General features: G+C 68.6%; 18 protein-coding genes and 1 other RNA gene. 14 read left to right on the top strand and 5 right to left on the bottom strand.

Annotated features, from left to right (window positions below; genetic code table 11):
• Positions 1-33 precede the first annotated feature (33 nt).
• On the bottom strand, positions 34-1,260 hold the full coding sequence (locus Asera_RS18450) for an MFS transporter (protein ID WP_030447944.1): 1,227 nt from the start codon (positions 1,258-1,260) through the stop codon (positions 34-36).
• Here Asera_RS18450 and Asera_RS18455 point away from each other — a divergent pair.
• The 4 genes from Asera_RS18455 (at position 1,259) to Asera_RS18470 (ending at position 6,367) form a co-directional block, all read left to right on the top strand.
• On the top strand, positions 1,259-2,302 hold the full coding sequence (locus Asera_RS18455; RefSeq protein ID WP_244843934.1) for an ArsR/SmtB family transcription factor: 1,044 nt from the start codon (positions 1,259-1,261) through the stop codon (positions 2,300-2,302). The two genes, Asera_RS18450 and Asera_RS18455, sit on opposite strands and share 2 nt — an antisense overlap.
• Positions 2,303-2,342: 40 nt before the next feature.
• An RNA gene (gene rnpB, locus Asera_RS18460) (RNase P RNA component class A) lies at positions 2,343-2,751 on the top strand.
• A 397-nt stretch (positions 2,752-3,148) separates the two neighbouring features.
• Positions 3,149-4,093, top strand: a complete 945-nt coding sequence (locus Asera_RS18465; RefSeq protein WP_157035004.1) for an SRA domain-containing endonuclease — start codon at positions 3,149-3,151, stop codon at positions 4,091-4,093.
• A 396-nt stretch (positions 4,094-4,489) separates the two neighbouring features.
• Positions 4,490-6,367 carry an IS481 family transposase gene (locus Asera_RS18470; RefSeq protein ID WP_280529734.1) on the top strand — a complete coding sequence of 626 codons (1,878 nt, stop codon included), beginning with the start codon at positions 4,490-4,492 and terminating at the stop codon, positions 6,365-6,367.
• Between the two features lie 80 nt (positions 6,368-6,447).
• Here Asera_RS18470 and Asera_RS18475 read toward each other — a convergent pair whose 3' ends face one another.
• Positions 6,448-7,371: a hypothetical protein gene (locus tag Asera_RS18475; protein ID WP_157035005.1), complete on the bottom strand. Its 924-nt coding sequence runs from the start codon at positions 7,369-7,371 to the stop codon at positions 6,448-6,450.
• A gap of 151 nt (positions 7,372-7,522) precedes the next feature.
• On the opposite strand from Asera_RS18475, the gene Asera_RS18480 reads away from it, so the two are divergent.
• Positions 7,523-8,029: a Pycsar system effector family protein gene (locus Asera_RS18480; protein WP_157035006.1), complete on the top strand. Its 507-nt coding sequence runs from the start codon at positions 7,523-7,525 to the stop codon at positions 8,027-8,029.
• A gap of 10 nt (positions 8,030-8,039) precedes the next feature.
• On the opposite strand, the gene Asera_RS18485 is transcribed toward Asera_RS18480, so the two are convergent.
• Genes Asera_RS18485 through Asera_RS18495 form a run of 3 tightly spaced genes read right to left on the bottom strand, consistent with a single transcriptional unit; the run spans position 8,040 to position 10,419 of the window.
• Positions 8,040-8,861, bottom strand: coding sequence for a phosphotransferase (locus Asera_RS18485; RefSeq protein ID WP_084132220.1), 822 nt, complete (start codon positions 8,859-8,861; stop codon positions 8,040-8,042).
• A gap of 2 nt (positions 8,862-8,863) precedes the next feature.
• Positions 8,864-9,604, bottom strand: a complete 741-nt coding sequence (locus Asera_RS18490; RefSeq protein WP_212804638.1) for an HAD family hydrolase — start codon at positions 9,602-9,604, stop codon at positions 8,864-8,866.
• On the bottom strand, positions 9,556-10,419 hold the full coding sequence (locus Asera_RS18495; protein ID WP_030447949.1) for a winged helix-turn-helix domain-containing protein: 864 nt from the start codon (positions 10,417-10,419) through the stop codon (positions 9,556-9,558). Before Asera_RS18495 ends, Asera_RS18490 begins: the two co-directional genes overlap by 49 nt.
• A 227-nt stretch (positions 10,420-10,646) precedes the next feature.
• Between Asera_RS18495 and Asera_RS18500 the strand changes: the two genes are divergently transcribed.
• The 9 genes from Asera_RS18500 (at position 10,647) to Asera_RS18540 (ending at position 14,841) form a co-directional block, all read left to right on the top strand.
• A complete protein-coding gene (locus tag Asera_RS18500) occupies positions 10,647-11,012 on the top strand; it encodes a hypothetical protein (protein ID WP_212804640.1) in 366 nt (121 codons plus the stop codon).
• 78 nt (positions 11,013-11,090) lie between these two features.
• Entirely contained in the window at positions 11,091-11,459 is a 369-nt protein-coding gene (locus Asera_RS18505) for a hypothetical protein (RefSeq protein ID WP_212804642.1), read from the top strand.
• On the top strand, positions 11,456-11,668 hold the full coding sequence (locus Asera_RS18510; protein WP_212804644.1) for a hypothetical protein: 213 nt from the start codon (positions 11,456-11,458) through the stop codon (positions 11,666-11,668). Before Asera_RS18505 ends, Asera_RS18510 begins: the two co-directional genes overlap by 4 nt.
• Positions 11,665-11,853, top strand: coding sequence for a hypothetical protein (locus Asera_RS18515; RefSeq protein WP_030447952.1), 189 nt, complete (start codon positions 11,665-11,667; stop codon positions 11,851-11,853). Before Asera_RS18510 ends, Asera_RS18515 begins: the two co-directional genes overlap by 4 nt.
• Positions 11,853-12,044, top strand: a complete 192-nt coding sequence (locus tag Asera_RS18520) for a hypothetical protein (protein ID WP_030447953.1) — start codon at positions 11,853-11,855, stop codon at positions 12,042-12,044. The genes Asera_RS18515 and Asera_RS18520 overlap by 1 nt, the downstream gene beginning before the upstream one ends.
• On the top strand, positions 12,044-12,262 hold the full coding sequence (locus Asera_RS18525; protein WP_157035007.1) for a hypothetical protein: 219 nt from the start codon (positions 12,044-12,046) through the stop codon (positions 12,260-12,262). Before Asera_RS18520 ends, Asera_RS18525 begins: the two co-directional genes overlap by 1 nt.
• 324 nt (positions 12,263-12,586) lie before the next feature.
• Positions 12,587-12,841, top strand: coding sequence for a hypothetical protein (locus tag Asera_RS18530; RefSeq protein ID WP_030447955.1), 255 nt, complete (start codon positions 12,587-12,589; stop codon positions 12,839-12,841).
• Positions 12,842-12,958: 117 nt separating this feature from the next.
• The gene (locus Asera_RS18535; RefSeq protein WP_157035008.1) at positions 12,959-14,587 is read left to right on the top strand and encodes a P-loop NTPase family protein; all 1,629 of its coding nucleotides are present in this window, start codon (positions 12,959-12,961) and stop codon (positions 14,585-14,587) included.
• A complete protein-coding gene (locus Asera_RS18540; RefSeq protein WP_051802640.1) occupies positions 14,587-14,841 on the top strand; it encodes a hypothetical protein in 255 nt (84 codons plus the stop codon). The genes Asera_RS18535 and Asera_RS18540 overlap by 1 nt, the downstream gene beginning before the upstream one ends.
• The last annotated feature ends 2 nt before the right edge of the window (positions 14,842-14,843 follow it).

A 14,843-nucleotide genomic window follows, 5' to 3' on the forward strand; every position in this document is an offset into this window, starting at 1 on the left:
CCGTGCCATCGGCTGCGTGCCGTCGCGGCCCGGTCAGCAGGTTGGGGCGCCGGCCAGCGTGCGGTCGGCCGGGGCGGTGGCGCTGCGGCGTACCCGATGCACGGTGGCCGCGGTGGCGCCGAGCCCCAACAGGGCGGCGATCACCACCACCCGGTGCGGCGCGACGTACTCGGCCGCGGCTCCGGCCGCCGCCATCCCGATCGCCTGGCCGAGCATCAGCCCGCCGGAGTTGACCGCCATCGCCTGCCCCGCCAGCGGCTCCGGTACCGCGGCGAGAAACCACTGGTCGAGCCCGACCAGGTAGGCCGAGCACAGCCCGGCAGCGAACAGCGCCAGCACCGCGACCAGCAGGCCGGGGTGCACCACGAACACCGTCAGCGGCAGCAGCGAACCGGTCGCGAGCGGCAGTACCAGCCGGGACCGCAGCCGTGCGGACAGCAGCCCCGCGCCGAGCTCGCCGCACACCGCGCCGGCCGGCACCGCGGTCATCAGCAGGCCGAGCCCGACCGACCCTCGCCCGATGCCGTGCGCGTACGGGGCGGCGAGCGCCTCCGGTGCCACCGCGAACACCGGCGGCACCCACCACAACGCCAGCAGGGCCCGGATCCGCGGCGCGCCGAACACCGCGCGCAGCCCGCGTACCGAGTCGCCCAGCATGCTGCCGCCGGTGCCACCGCGCGCCGGGCGCCAGCGGGTCCCGAGCCGCAGCAGCAGCGCGGACAGCACGAAGCCGGCGGCCTCGCCGGCCAGCGCGAACCGCGGCGACACCACGACGAGCAGCAGCCCGCCGACCGCGAACCCGACCAGCTGGGCGGACTGCGTGACCACCCGGATCAGCGAGCGCGCCAGCACCGCGGCCGGACCCGGCACGATCTCCGGGATGCTCGCCGCGCGAGCCGCGCCGAAGATCGGCGCCACCGTGGCGCTGGCGAACCGCAACCCGAGCAGGGCGACGACCGGCAGCCCCGGTACCGCCATGGTCGCGATCAGCGCCGCGGACACCAGGTTGCACCAGACCAGGACCGTCCGGGTGGGGTAGCGGTCGGCGATGGAGGCGAGGAGGGTGCCGCCCAGCGCGTACGGGACGAACCCGACGGCGAACGTCGCCGCGGTCAGGAACGGCGACCCGGTCGACCGGTACACCAGGACCGACAGCGCGACCTCGGCGACCATCGTGCCGAGCATCGAGATCACGTGCGCGACGAACATCGGGCGGTACTCGCGCACCGCGAACACCGCCCCGTACCGGGTGACTGCCATGCCCGGCAGCCTCGCGGCCGGTACCGTCACCGGCGAGAGATTCGGTGAGGAGCGAATGATGGCGGTGACGCTGCGGTTCGGGTCGGACGACGCGCTGCGCTGCCGGTTCGCCATCTCGCCGCTGTGGGAAACGCACGCTGCGCTGTACACGCTGCGCGACGCCACCGAGGCGCACCACCTGCCGTGGGTGCGCCGGGCCCGCGCCGCGCTCGCCGACGTCGACCTGTCCCCGCTGTACGCGGTGCTGCCGGTCCGCGGGTACACGCCGGACTTCGTCGCGCCACCGCCGGCCGGCCCGGCCGAGACGTTCGACGCCGAACTGGCCCGGGTGCGGGAGAGCGCACCGGACGTCGCCGCCCGCGAGCTCGCGCGCAGCCTCGACCGCCCCGGCGACCCGGAGGCCGCCCGGGCCGCGCCGGACCTGCTCGCCGACGTACCCGCCACCATCAGCCGCCTCGCCACCCTGCTCGACTCGGTCTGGCGGGCCGCGGTCGAACCCGACTGGCCCCGGCTTCGCGGGCTGCTGCAGGCCGACATCGCGTACCGGGCCGCCATGCTCGCCGACCACGGCCTCGCCCGGCTGCTCGACGACCTGCACCCGCGCCTGTCGTACGCCGACGGCGTGCTCACGTTCGCCGCGCACTGGGGCCACGACCGGCACCTCGACGGCGCCGGCCTGCTGCTGATGCCCAGCGCCTTCCTCGGCGACCGGATCGCCACCGGCTTCCCGCCACCCTGGCAACCGACCCTGGTGTACCCGGTACGCGGCGCGGCGACGCTGTGGCGCCCGGCCGACCGACCCGACGAGCCGCTCGCCCGGCTGCTCGGCCGCGGCCGCGGCCGGGTACTGGTCGCGCTGTCCGAACCGGCCACCACCACCGCGCTCGCGCACCGGCTGCGGCTCGCCCCGGCGACCGTCTCGGCGCATCTCGCCGTACTGCGGTCGGCCGGCCTGGTCACCGCTGACCGGCACCGGCACGAGGTGCGGTACCGGCAGACCTCGCTCGCCGACGCGCTCATCGCCTCGTGCGCCACCGGGTGATCATCGGTACCGGGCGCCGACGTACGATGGCCGCGGTGGACGAGCCGGCCAGACGGTCGCGTCGCCGGGAGCGATCCCGGCGCCGAGGAACGTCCGGGCTCCACAGGGCAGGGTGGTTGTCAACGGCAACCCGGGGTGACCCGCGGGACAGTGCCACAGAAAACAGACCGCCACGGCCGCTTCGGCGACCGCGGTAAGGGTGAAACGGTGGTGTAAGAGACCACCAGCGCCCCGGGTGACCGGGGCGGCTCGGTAAACCCCACCCGGAGCAAGGTCACAAGGGCCGTGGCGACACGGCCTGCGCAGGCGTTCGAGGGTAGCCCGCCCGAGCCTGCGGGTAGACCGCTCGAGCCCGTCGGCAACGGCGGGCCTAGATGGATGGCCGTCACCCGGGGCAGTGCCGCAAGGCGCCCCGGGCACAGAACCCGGCGTACCGGCCGACTCGTCCACCCCACCCCAGCTCCCGGCGCTGATCATGGCGTTGACCCGCGACAACGCTGGTCGACTCTGGTCATGAATGGTCGTCGTCGGTCGTCGTCAGAGCCCCCAGCGAACCCCCAGAGCCCCCCAGGAACCCCCGAGATCTTGTCCATCCCGTCTGCCGTCGGCCCACCCTCCGGGGTAGCGGGGCTGTCCTGTCTGGTGAAGGTGGAGCGCCCGACCGGACGTACGACCTTCGCCAGACAGGACAGGTCTGCTACGGCATCGCCTGGGCCGTCGGCGGGCGGGATGGACCGCCACCCACGACCCGTACTCGCTCGGGTCCCCGTCCATCCCGGAGCCTGAGCGCCCCCGCCGGAGGCGTGCTTGTCGGGTGATGTCGCAGCGGGTGGCTAGCGTGTCGGCGTGGACGAGTTGTTCGATCTTGATCCGGGTGCGGTGTTGACGCGAGGCGATCGGGCTGCCCGGTGGGGCGGTGGCACTCAGCGGGGGATTGAGCCATCGACGCGCACACCGAACGTGTTTCTGTACGCGGATCCGGCGGAGGCAGGCAAGTTCGGCTACGTCGATGGGTGGGCGCCGGGCGGCGACGTGTTCCTGTATACCGGCGAGGGCAGCGAGGGTGACCAGCAGCTCCAGCAGGGGAACCTGTCGCTGTTGGAGCATCGCAAGCAGGGTCGGGCGCTGCGGTTGTTCATTGCGGCCTCGGGCAAGCAGCGCGGCGGCAAGTTGCATCGCTACGTGGGCGAGTTCGAAGTGGACCATGACTCGCCGTGTGCTCAGGAAGATGCGCCGGATGCGTTGGGCGAGACCCGATCGGTTTGGGTGTTCCGGCTGCGTCCGGTGGGGGCGGTCGAGTATCGCGAGTCGGATGCCAGCCGTCGCGACGTCGTGGAGGCCGGTCCGCGTGCCGAGCTGGTGGCTGTGGAACGCGTGGTGGCGGTGGAGTCAGATCGCAAGGCAACTCCGGGTGGCAAGGCGCGCAGGCGTGAGGCTGAGCTCACCGAGCAGTACCGGGCGTGGTTGGAGGCTCAGGGCCACCAGGTCATGCAGTGGAAGCTGACGCTGCCTGGACAGGTCGCCGCGCTCCGTACGGACCTGTTTGACGCCACCGTTAGCGAGATCTACGAGGCGAAGGGCTCGATCGCGCGGGAGAGCATCCGCATGGCGATCGGACAGCTGCTCGACTACCGCCGCCACGTGCCGGTGCCGGGCGCCGCGCTGGCCGTGCTGCTACCTGCTCGTCCCTCGGATGACCTGGTGGATCTGGTGACCTCGGCGGGCATGAGCTGCGTGTACCGGCAGGACGCGGGGCGCTTCCATCGGGTCGGCCCGACCACGGCGAGCTGAGGCAGTGCCTTTCGGCAGGCAGCGCTTGCGGCCACGGCTCGTGCCCAGCTGACTCGGGGGCAAGATGGCCCCGGTCCTGGGCCATCGCGGCAGCGCTCGCCCGCAAGCACGGCGAAACGGTGACCACGCAGAGGCGAGCGTAAGGCCGTGCCCAACAGCTCGCCCTGGTCCTGGCGGTGCTCGTCGACGGCGGCGCCGGGCGCGGGCCGGCCTACCGCCCGCCGAGGCCGGAGGCCGTAGGCGGGCGGCCCTTCCCGGACCGTGCCCGGCGCCTGCGCCGCGCCAGCGGCGCCTTGATCCAGTAGAGACTAATTCGGCAATCCTTGTAACCGACTCCATGTCCTGTCTCGGGTGATGGTTGACAGTCGTGTATCGGCTGATGGTTGACATCGGGTCGTGTTCGGTGGTCCTGTTCGGCGGCGCTCCGCGGGCGTCATCGAGTCAGGGAGGCCGGGGTTGGCGCTGGTTGCGTTGTCGGTTGTTGAGCGGCGGTTGGACGCGGTGCGGGCGGTGTTGGCGGGCGCTGCGGTCACGGAGATCGCGGCCTCGGTGGGTGTGTCGCGGCAGACGGTGCATGTCTGGGTGGGCCGGTATCTGGCCGAGGGCGTGAGCGGGTTGGCGGATCGGTCTCATCGGCCGGTGTCGTGTCCGCATCGGGTCGGGCCCGATGTTGAGGTGGTAGTGGCGGAGATGCGTCGGGCGCATCCGCGGTGGGGTGCCAAGCGGATCCGGATGCAGCTGTTGCGTCGCCCGCTGGAGGATGTGGTGGTGCCGTCGACGGCCACGATCAACCGGATCCTGACGCGGCAGGGTTTGGTGCGGCCTCGGCCGCGGAAGCGTCCTCGTGACTCGTATGTGCGGTGGCAGCGGCCTGGGCCGATGCAGTTGTGGGGTGTCGACATCGTTGGTGGGATCTGGCTGATCAACCCGGCCACCGGTGCGCGTCGGGAGGCGAAGGTGGTCACCGGCGTCGATGATCATTCCCGGTTTTGTGTGATGGCGGCGGTGGTGGAACGGGCCACCAGCCGGGCGGTGTGTCTGGCGTTCGCGCAGGCCCTGGCCCGGTTCGGGGTGCCCGAAGAGGTGTTGAGCGACAACGGAAAGCAGTTCACCGACCGGTTCGGTAAGGGCGGGGAGGTGTTGTTCGACAAGATCTGCCGCAAGAACGGCATCACGCATCGGCTCACTCAGCCGGCCTCGCCCAACCAGAACGGGAAGGTGGAACGTTTCCACGGCACGTTCCGACCGGACTTTCTGGACCAGGCTGAGGCGTTCACCAGCGTGGCGCAGGCGCAGGCGGCGGTGGATGCGTGGGTGGCCGACTACAACACCGACCGGCCCCATCAGGCGTTGGACGACACGCTGCCGGTCACTCCCGCCGAGCGGTTCGTCCCGGTCGAGAACCAGCAGCGGACGCTGATTGACCTGTGGCTGCCGCCGGCGGTCGCCGCCTGTCCGGCACCGGCATCTGCGGCCTGCGGGCAGTCCACGGGCGCGGCTGTCACAGCGGCAGACGAGCCGGCAGCGGGCTGGACCGGTGGGCCGATCGCTTTCGACCGGGTGGTGCCGCCGTCAGGCAACCTGATGGTCGCCGGCAAACAGTTCTGGCTCGGACCGGCCCGCGCCGGGATCACGGTCAGTTTCTGGGCAGACACCGACGTGATCCACCTGAGCGCCGCGGGCGGCCGTATCAAGTCGCTGCGATCGCACCTGACGGTCAACGACCTGGCCCGCCTGGTCCGGGCGGGCGCGGTGCCCGCCGGGCCACCACCCTTGCCGGCACCCGACCACACCGACGCGATCGAGGTCGATCGCACCGTCAGCGCCGCCGGCACCGTCTCGCTGGGACAACACATCGTGCTGGCCGCCGAGATCCTCGCCGGGCGGCGGGTCGGGATCCGCATCGAACCCACCACGCTGATGATGTTCGATCTCGACACCCGCGAACTGCTGCGCACCCGACCCAACCCGCTGACCACCGCCGAGGTCGGCCGGCTACGCGCAGCGCGGAAAGCAGGACCACCACCACGCCCCTCGCTGGAACCGGTCCGGGTCCAACGACGGGCCTCCAACACCGGGGTGGTCATGGTCTGCGGGCAGAAGATCGCCCTGGGCCGCGCCCACCGCCACCAGACGCTCACCATCGCGGTGTCCGACACGACTCTGGCCATCGACCTCGACGACGGCGACACCAAGATCGTGCGGCGCACCACCACCCAACCGGTCCGTAACATCAAAGCCGACCGGCCGCGGGCGGTCCCCCAAATTTCCTAGACCCAGCGTCAACCATCACTTGACACAGATCCGTCAACCATCACCTGAGTCAAGACATTGTAACCGACTCCAGGGAGAGGTCACTGGCGCATGCCATTGATGCGAGCCCGATGTTCCTCGCGTTGGCGGGCTGCGTTAACGCGTAGCGCCTTGGCGTATTCGGCCTTAATTGCCTCTTGATGAAGCTTCGTTACGTCCGCACGCGTGCGCTTGCCCGCAAGGACTGCGTTGCAGAATTCGTTTCCATGAACCACGCACCAATACGATTTGAGAAGCTTACCTTCGCGCTCGCCATCGTCGTCGGGAATTTTCGCGATTGTCACGTCTTCCCAGATCGAGGTGCTAGGGGCGCCATCGCAGCCGCAGGTTGCGGCCAAGTAGTCGCTCTTATTCGCCCAGTCCCATATACTTCCTGCCACAATCATCTGATGCCGGTCGGCCTGCTGTGCCGCCTTTGCTGCGTAGTTGACGGCTTTCCCGGCCCAGACTGGCTCTTGATGTTTGGTGCGTGGCACACCGACTCGCTTGACCAATAGGGGACTCGCTGCAAGGCCGACCTTCAGACCGGTCTCAGGAAGGTCGGGCCATCGCTTCTCCAATCGCGGTACGAGATATCGATAACTGAATGTCTTGATGGTGATACCCGCGCAAATAGCTCGCGCGTATCTGTGGTCGCCCCAAAACAACCCGAAAGCGCCATCGCCTTGTATCGCAACGAAGTCGGCATCAAACTTGTCGAAGACCTGTGCAATGTTGCCTGTCGATGCTTGATAAATGCTCGCCGTGGACTGCGGGTATTTGTTTACTCCAAGCTGCGTGGAGTTGCGCATGTCTGCCACCACTGCCACTGCATCGGTGAGTCGATGCCAGGTTCTGGCCTCGATGGGAAGCTTCTCGACATCGAGCGAGTGTCCACTGTCTATAACATCAGGGTTTGTCCCGAGTTCAACCGAAACACTCTTGTCGATATCGGCCAGGAAATCATCCAGGTCAACCGCAGTCATGGCCCCTCCGCTCACCGGATTCTCGGATCTTAGGAGGAAACCATGCTCTGCTGCGTCGATCGTCTGTATGACGGGCACTCAGGCGTTTCGTGGGTAATCTTGACCGAAAGACTGATCCCGGTGGCGCAATCGGCGCAGATCATCGGATATTGTGAAGGCTGACGATGCTTGGCGACCACTCGGGCAGGTCAACGAATGGATTCGATTCGCAGACACGAAGGCTGCGGCAACTCTTGCCGGGAGCAGCGTGTTGGGGGGAATTCTTGTCCGATCGATCCCGCGGGCTTCGGACTTTCATCACGATGCAATTCACGCCATTCATGCCATTGTTCTTTCTCTTGCGATCGTATGCATTGGTGCGAGCGCCGTTATTAGCTTACGTACGCTGGCTCCAAGGTTGCGATCTCTCGGCGAACCCGACTCAATGATCTATTTTGATCATATTGCGCGCCGTTACGGCTCGGACAAGGAGCTTTACATCCGCCGCTTCGTGAGGCTGTCAGCCAAGGATAACTTGGTTGCTGAACAAGTGGTCGAACAGATCTGGGCGAACAGCTGTGTCGCTCGACGTAAATTTCAACATGTCGCATTGGCAATCTATTTGCTCGGCGCGGGGATGATTCTTTCGGGTTTGGCCGTTCTGGTGCAAAGGCTTTGAATTGCGCTGGCTAGACGCGAGCAATTGCGGCAATGGATGCCCACGCCAGCACCCGTCGTGCATCAATGTTGAGAGTAGTGCTAATCGCCTTTGCAGTGAGTTTCACGGGGCGGTGTGGTGCTGCCTTAAGTGCGATGATCGCAGCATCATAGGAAACTTCGCCACTGATACCCCGGGGGTCAATGAGGTAGAGGCGCTCGTGTTTGCCGGCGAGGACGTTCCAGGGTGAAGCATCAGCGTGGCACAGTCCAGGCACGTGGTTGAGGGCCAGTGTGTCTAGATCCGCCAGGGCGGCGCGGCGTTCTTTTGTGGAAGCAACCTGACACCCGGGCGCGAGGTCTCGGAGGCGATCGTCGGTGAGTCGGTCGCGGAGCCAGTCGACGAGGTTCGGTAAGTCCGACGTGGGCGCTGGCTGACCTATGAGAGGGCCGAGCATCGCAGCGACTTGCTCGGGCTCTGGAAGAACGTTCTGGTCGCCGAGTGGTGTTCCGGGCTCGATCATGTCCATGACTGTCCATGTGCCGTGATCGGTGGTGCTGACCTCGTGGACCTGAGGCGATACCCCGATCTGCGCAAGTGCAACGCTAATGGCGCCTTGATGGCGGCCGTTCGGGTCGGGGCTGGATCGTAGGACGATCTGGCCATCCGGGGTGTTCGCTTTGACGACGAGGCCGAATCGGGCCGGGAGTACGGCGATCGGTTCTGCGTTGTACCGGACGCACAGCTCGTGCAGCTCCCCAGCTACCGACATCGACCAGGGCTCGGCGAGTTCTGGCCAGCGGGCGCTGATGCCCGCAAGGACATGGGTGCTTACAGCGATGGGCTCGAACACGGTCAGGCTCCGCGGCTAGGATCGTGGATCCTGTGGATCGCGTCGGCGAGGTCATGCATGTCGGCAATCGTGACCGTCGCACCGGCGTTGTTGAGACATTCGGCTTTGCCAGGCTTATTCACGTAGCCGATGCTGGCTGCTCCCGCGGCCTGCGCTGCCTCGATGTCGGTGGCTGAGTCGCCGATCAGTACGCAGTCCGCGGCCGGGACGTGGTGACGTCGTGCTGCCTCGTGCACGGGCCACGGGTTGGGCTTCATGAGTTCAGGTGCGGCGTGGGGCCGGCCGATGACCTCGGCGATGTAGTCGGTGAGGTGGTGTTTGTCGAGGTAGGCGCAGACGGCGGCGGCTGAGTTGTTGCTGACAATGACGACGGGGCGGCCGGTGCGTTGGGCGGCATCGAGCATGTCTCGACATCCGGGGGTCGGCTCGGCGGTGCGGGCGGCTTCGGTCTCGGCGGCACTGACGAGGGCTTCGATGGTGTCGGCCTGGTCGCGGTGCTGGCGGATGAGTTCGGCGCCGAGTTCGGGTGGTCCGTACTGGTCGGCGTCGTCGGGTAGCGGGACGCCGGCGGCGGCGAGTTGGGCGGCGAGTCGATCGGCGACGGTGCGGGCGGATGCGCCGGCGAACAGGTGGGCGGTCGGCCCGTCGAAGTCGAGCAAGATCAGGCTGGCAGAGGCGAGGACCTGTGCGGGGGTCATAGCGGGTAGTCCTGGGCGATGGTGTCCCAGCGGGTGTCGAACCACTGTTGTGCCTGCTCGATGAACTCGCGGGAGATCGAGGTGTCTCCGTCGGTGTCGGCGAAGTGGAACAGGGTCGAGTCCTTGCCGAGCACGTCGCGGATGACGGTCGGGGTGCCGTCGATGCTGACTCGGTTGTCGATCACCGAGTACAGGCCGAAGAACGCTTCGGCGTGGTTGATGACGTAGAGCTTGAACGAGGGTGGCATGTCGTGGGTGCGGACCTCGACGCGGGCGCTGGGCACCAGCCCCATCGCGGCAAGTTCGCGCACGGGCTCGGCGATGCTCTCGACCGACCGGCGGATGATCCGGTCGGCGCGGGCTCGTACGGCGGGGTCGTCCTGGCCGGTCTCGGCGTTGGACGGCAGCGTCGTGGGTCGGCTGACGTCGGTCAGTAGCAGTCGGATCGCGATGGACTGCGGGGTGAGGCGTCCGGCGCGGACCTTGTCCAGCGGTTCGGTGATCGCACCGGCCAGCGTCTCGCCGGAGAATCCGGCGAAGTCGATCGACACGTGCGCCCGGTCGAACGCGGCTTCGATGTGGGGCCGGAGTCCGACTGCCCGCTCGGTTCGCTGCCGTACGAACACGCCGCTGCCCTGCCGGCTGACCGTGAGGTGCTCGGCGTGCAGCTGCGCCAGGGCGCGCTTGACGGTCTCACGGGCGACGTTGTACCGGGCCGCGAGGTCGTTCTGTGAGGGGAGCTTGTTGCCGGGCGGGAACCGGCCGGTCAGGATCGCTGCTCGTAGCGCGTTCGCGATCTGCTGTGCCGGCGACCGGGGGTCGTCCGGGTCCAGATCGGACAGCGCATCCGTCTGCGTCATTGCCACAGGGTACGGGCTGACTAGCCAGGATGGCTAAATCTGCCCGACATGGTTGACATGGCTAGCCAAGCGAGTCATGCTGATCTCGGCGCACGACTAGCCAAGCTAGTCACAAAGTAGCCCGGTCGAGAGCGGCCAATGGGGCATCGAGTAGAGGAGTGGTTGTTGTGCTGGGACGTGGTACGCGGTTCGGGACTCCGTTTGAGGTCGCCTTCCCGAAGGGCCTGATGCAGTCCGGCCCGGTGGTGCCGGACTACGAGTACAACCCGAACAAGAACGCGCCGAAGGTGCAGAAGCGCGACGAGGCGACGGGCCTTCTTCAGTGGAAGGCGAACGTGACGGACCCGTCGGAGACCAACGCCAAGCGGGCGTCGTTCGCGCTGCTGTTCGTCGCGGCGGTGCAGCCGGTGCCGGAGACGCCCGAGCTGGTGCCGGGTACCGACATGCGGCTCATCGAGCTGGAGGGCCTGACGGCGGAGCCGCGGGTGATGGGTCAGGGCGAGTTCAAGTACCTGGGCTACATCTTCCGCGCGGAGGGCTACCGCCCGGCTGTGGCTGGCGGCAAGGCGGCTCGTTCGGACAAGGCGGCCTGATTCGTGACGTGGGCCGGGCTGCGGCATGTTCCCGGCCCGGCCTGCGTCGACCACGGGTGGATGCGGAGGGAGCGGGCGGTGACCAGAAAGCATGAGGCGGCTGCGTTGGCGGCGCCGGGGATCGACGCGATCCGGGATGCGTACCTGACGGGTGGGTCGGATGCGCAGCGGGTGGCAGCGTTGATCGAGATTGCCGGTGCTGCGGCGGCACTGGCGCGGACGGTGGCCCGGTTCCGGCACGTGGATCGGGTAGAGCTGTTCGAGCTGGTATCGCGGCGCTCGGACGTGCTGCCGGTGCTGGGCCGCGGGCAGTGGTTGCCCACGATGACCTACCACGTGCCGGCCCCGGGCAAGCGGCGGATTCGCGGCCGTAGCAACACATCCACGGTGCCGGTGCCGGCGGTGATTCAGCCGGAGCTGTTCGCGGACGTGGACGGTGCGGCGTGAACGGCGAGGACTCGTTTCGCGGGCGGCATGTGGCGTTGGTGTCGGCCGGGGTGTTCGACATCCCGTGCGCGTTCCGGCGGATCTCCACGGCGATCGCGGATCAGGACTACCCGCTGGCTCTACGGGCGATCGAGGACGCGCGGTCGGTGCTGGATGAAACGGCCCGACTGGCGCGGCTGTCGATCCCGGAAGGGGGCCGTGTCGCATGATCCGCGAGATTGCGCAGGCCGGGTTACTCGTGGCGCTGATCGCAGTGGTAGTGGCTGTCGTCGTCGGGGTCGCGCACGCGGTGAAGGCGTCGTTTGACGCACACGAGCGCGCCGAGATCAGGGCCTTCCGTCGTCGGTTGGCTGCTCGGGACCGGGATGCGTCGGGCTCCGGCGGTGGTCGGTGATGGCTCTGGATTGGGATGACCTGGCGGCGGTGGTGGAGCTGGCGGACGCGGAGTTGCGGGCGTTGCGGGGTGCGGTGGCGGCTCGGGACGTGGACGCGATGTCCGTTGCGGGTGAGCGGCTGCGTGTGGTGTCGGTGACGGCGAGGCAGTTCGTGCGGGTGCTGGCGGCGCGGGAGCGGGGTGGCTGGTGATGGCGCGGCGTGACTCGGCTGCGGCGGCCGATGAGCTGGTGGCCGGTTGGGCGGATGCGTGCGGGGACGTGCAGGTGGCGTTGGCGCGCCTGTCGCGTTCGCTGGGTGGTCTGGGCGATGACCGGTTGTCGCGGTGGGTGGCGGAGGCGCAGCGGCCGATGGACGAGATGTCGGCGTGGCTGGCGCAGGTGCGGCGGCATCTGAACGCGAACCGGTGAAGGGCGGCGGCGATGCAGTTGTCTCGGCCGCTCCGGCAGGCGGTGGCGGCGTCGCAACGGGCTCGGTGGCAGGTACGGGAAACGGTGATGGCCTCGGTGCCGGTACGGGCGTGGATGCGGGCGACCTACCGGACCGGCAAGACCGTGGCGTCGATGCGCTACGGGCTGCCGCAGCGGGGCGTGGTGGCGGTACGGCGGTCGAGTGGCCGGACGGGGTTCGCTCGTCGTCCGGCGGGCCGCTCGGGGGTGAGTCGGCCGGCGATGAGTCGGCCAGCTCATCCGGCAGGTCAACGGAATGTCCGGCAACAGGTGAGGAGAGCAGCAATGGCAGACGAGGCGTTGGCGCAGGTCCGGACGGCGTTGCAGGGCAAGGTGGGCAACGGTGAGGGCTTGGCGCTGGTTCGCTCGTGGGCGGCGTCGGTGCGGTCGGCGGCGGACGAGGTGGCGTCGGTGCAGCGGAAGTTGTCGGTGGCTGAGGATGAGTTCTTGGACCGTCCGGCGCAGCAGTCGTTTAGCTGGTTGACCCGGTTGTCGGAGAACCTGGATCACTTGGCGCGCAAGCTGTCCGCCGGCCAGTAGGCGTCGCGGCAAGTCAGGGAAGGTAGGGCGAGGGCCGCCCGTCACGCACACAGCATGCGGGCGGCCTTCTTCATGCCCAAACGCGGTCACGGACGGTTATCGGAGGGGTTGGGGGTCATGGCTAAGCGGATGGTGGCCACGCAGGTCTACCGGGAGTCGATGGGCCAGCGGTTGTGGGACGCGATGCCGCTGGTGGTGCAGATCCCGGTAGCGGTGGGCGTCGGGGCGTACCGGGTGATCAAGCTCGCGGTCCAGCACCCCCGCACGACCGGTGTGGTGGCCACGCTGGGCACGGCCGGGCTGGTGGGTGGCCGGTGGGCGCTGGCCGGTGTGGTCCTGGCCCCGGTCGTGGCCGGCGTGGTGTGGCGCATCGCCTGGCCCGTCTCGTTCAAGCAGCGGGTCACGCCCCGCATCCTGCGGTGGCAGCGTCGCTGGATCCGGTACGGGCGTCGCTGGGATCGGTGGATGACCCGGTGCAAGCTGACCGTGCGGGATCACGACGGGGAGGTCATCCCCGGCATCCGCAAGGTGGAGGTGCTGCCGGCGGCCGATCGGCTGCTGGTGGACGTGCCGGTCGGGATGACGGTCGACGCCCTCCGGGCCAAGACGGGGGAGTTGGCGAACGCAGCGCGGGCGTTGGCGTGCAGGGTGTGGGAAGTGCCGGGTAGCCCGGGTGAGGCGTGGGTGGAGTTCCAGCACACGGACATCCTGATCTCCACGGTGCCAGCGCTGCCGATCCCGCAAGCCGACGAATCCGGGATGGTGCCGGTGGACCTGGCGGCCGTCCCGGTCGGCATGCGCGAGGACGGGACCGGCTGGACGATCCCGCTGCTGGCCCGGCATGTGCTGGTGGCGGGCCGGTCCCGGTCGGGTAAGGGCTCGCTGATCTGGTCGGTGCTGCGCTACCTGGCGCCGGCGATCCGGGCCGGGCTGGTGAAGGTGACCGGGATCGACCCGAAGGGCGGCATGGAGCTGTCCATCGGGCGCCCGTTGTTCACCCGGTATGAGGCGGACCGGGCCGAAGCCATGGTCGCGCTGCTGGAAGCGGAAGCCGATCATATGGACTGCGTGGCGTTGGAGCTGGCGGGCAATGTCCGCAAGTTCACCCCGTCGATGACCCACCCGCTGCATCTGGTGATCGTGGACGAGTTGGCGACGCTGACCGCGTACGCGCCGATGGATGTGCGGCGCCGGGCTGAGTACGCGTTGGGGCGGCTGCTGACCAAGGGCGCGGCGGTCGGCTGGGTGGTGCTCGGGTGCGTGCAGGAGCCGTCGAAGGACATCATCCCGATGCGCGGGCTGTTCACCTACCGCATCGCCCTCGGGCTCGACACCCCGTCGCAGGTGGACATGGTGTTGGGCGACGGGATGCGTGACCTCGGTGCGCTGGCCGATCAGATCCCGTTGACGGCGCCGGGCATGGGCTACGCGCTGTCGGAGTTCGAGAAGAACCCGTTCCGGGTGCGTGCCGCCTACGTCGATGACGACCAGATCCGCGACATGGCCGCCGAGTACGCACCGATCACCACCGACGCCAACGACGTCGAAGACATCCCGGCTGCCCCCATGGCTGGCAACCGCAACGAGGGCCAGGCGGACGAGGCCAAGCGGCCGGAGCCGGTGGAAGTGGTCGACCTGGAGGAGTGCCCGCCGGCCGATGTGACGCCGGTGGTGCCGGACTCGCTGCTGGCCAAGCTGCGCAACCTGCCGGCAGCGGACGGCTCGGACGGGACGGAGGCGGCGTGATGAGTGCGGTACCGGCAGACAACGACGGGGCGCGGCTGTTCCGGATCCGGGTCCCCGGGTCGGACAAGTCGACGGCGGTGACGGTGCGGATGACCGACGAGTCGGCGTGGATCGCGATCGGGGCTCGGCATCGTCGGCTTCCGCTGACCGTGCCGGAGGCGTGGGCGTTGTTCAAGGCCCTGGCCGATGCGCTGGATACGGCTGGGGATCCGCCGGCGTTCCTGTCTCGTCCCGTCCACCGCGACACCAAGTAGGG

The organism is Actinocatenispora sera (assembly GCF_018324685.1).
In the GTDB taxonomy this organism is placed as follows: Bacteria; Actinomycetota; Actinomycetes; order Mycobacteriales; family Micromonosporaceae; genus Actinocatenispora; species Actinocatenispora sera.

Coding starts and splice junctions, on each gene's coding strand:
- Asera_RS18455 (WP_244843934.1), top strand. CDS start 1,259: ATGCCCGGCAGCCTCGCGGCCGGTACCGTCACCGGCGAGAGATTCGGT.
- Asera_RS18450 (WP_030447944.1), bottom strand. CDS start 1,260: ATGGCAGTCACCCGGTACGGGGCGGTGTTCGCGGTGCGCGAGTACCGC.
- Asera_RS18475 (WP_157035005.1), bottom strand. CDS start 7,371: ATGACTGCGGTTGACCTGGATGATTTCCTGGCCGATATCGACAAGAGT.
- Asera_RS18495 (WP_030447949.1), bottom strand. CDS start 10,419: ATGACGCAGACGGATGCGCTGTCCGATCTGGACCCGGACGACCCCCGG.
- Asera_RS18500 (WP_212804640.1), top strand. CDS start 10,647: ATGCAGTCCGGCCCGGTGGTGCCGGACTACGAGTACAACCCGAACAAG.
- Asera_RS18515 (WP_030447952.1), top strand. CDS start 11,665: ATGATCCGCGAGATTGCGCAGGCCGGGTTACTCGTGGCGCTGATCGCA.
- Asera_RS18520 (WP_030447953.1), top strand. CDS start 11,853: ATGGCTCTGGATTGGGATGACCTGGCGGCGGTGGTGGAGCTGGCGGAC.
- Asera_RS18525 (WP_157035007.1), top strand. CDS start 12,044: ATGGCGCGGCGTGACTCGGCTGCGGCGGCCGATGAGCTGGTGGCCGGT.
- Asera_RS18530 (WP_030447955.1), top strand. CDS start 12,587: ATGGCAGACGAGGCGTTGGCGCAGGTCCGGACGGCGTTGCAGGGCAAG.
- Asera_RS18535 (WP_157035008.1), top strand. CDS start 12,959: ATGGCTAAGCGGATGGTGGCCACGCAGGTCTACCGGGAGTCGATGGGC.
- Asera_RS18540 (WP_051802640.1), top strand. CDS start 14,587: ATGAGTGCGGTACCGGCAGACAACGACGGGGCGCGGCTGTTCCGGATC.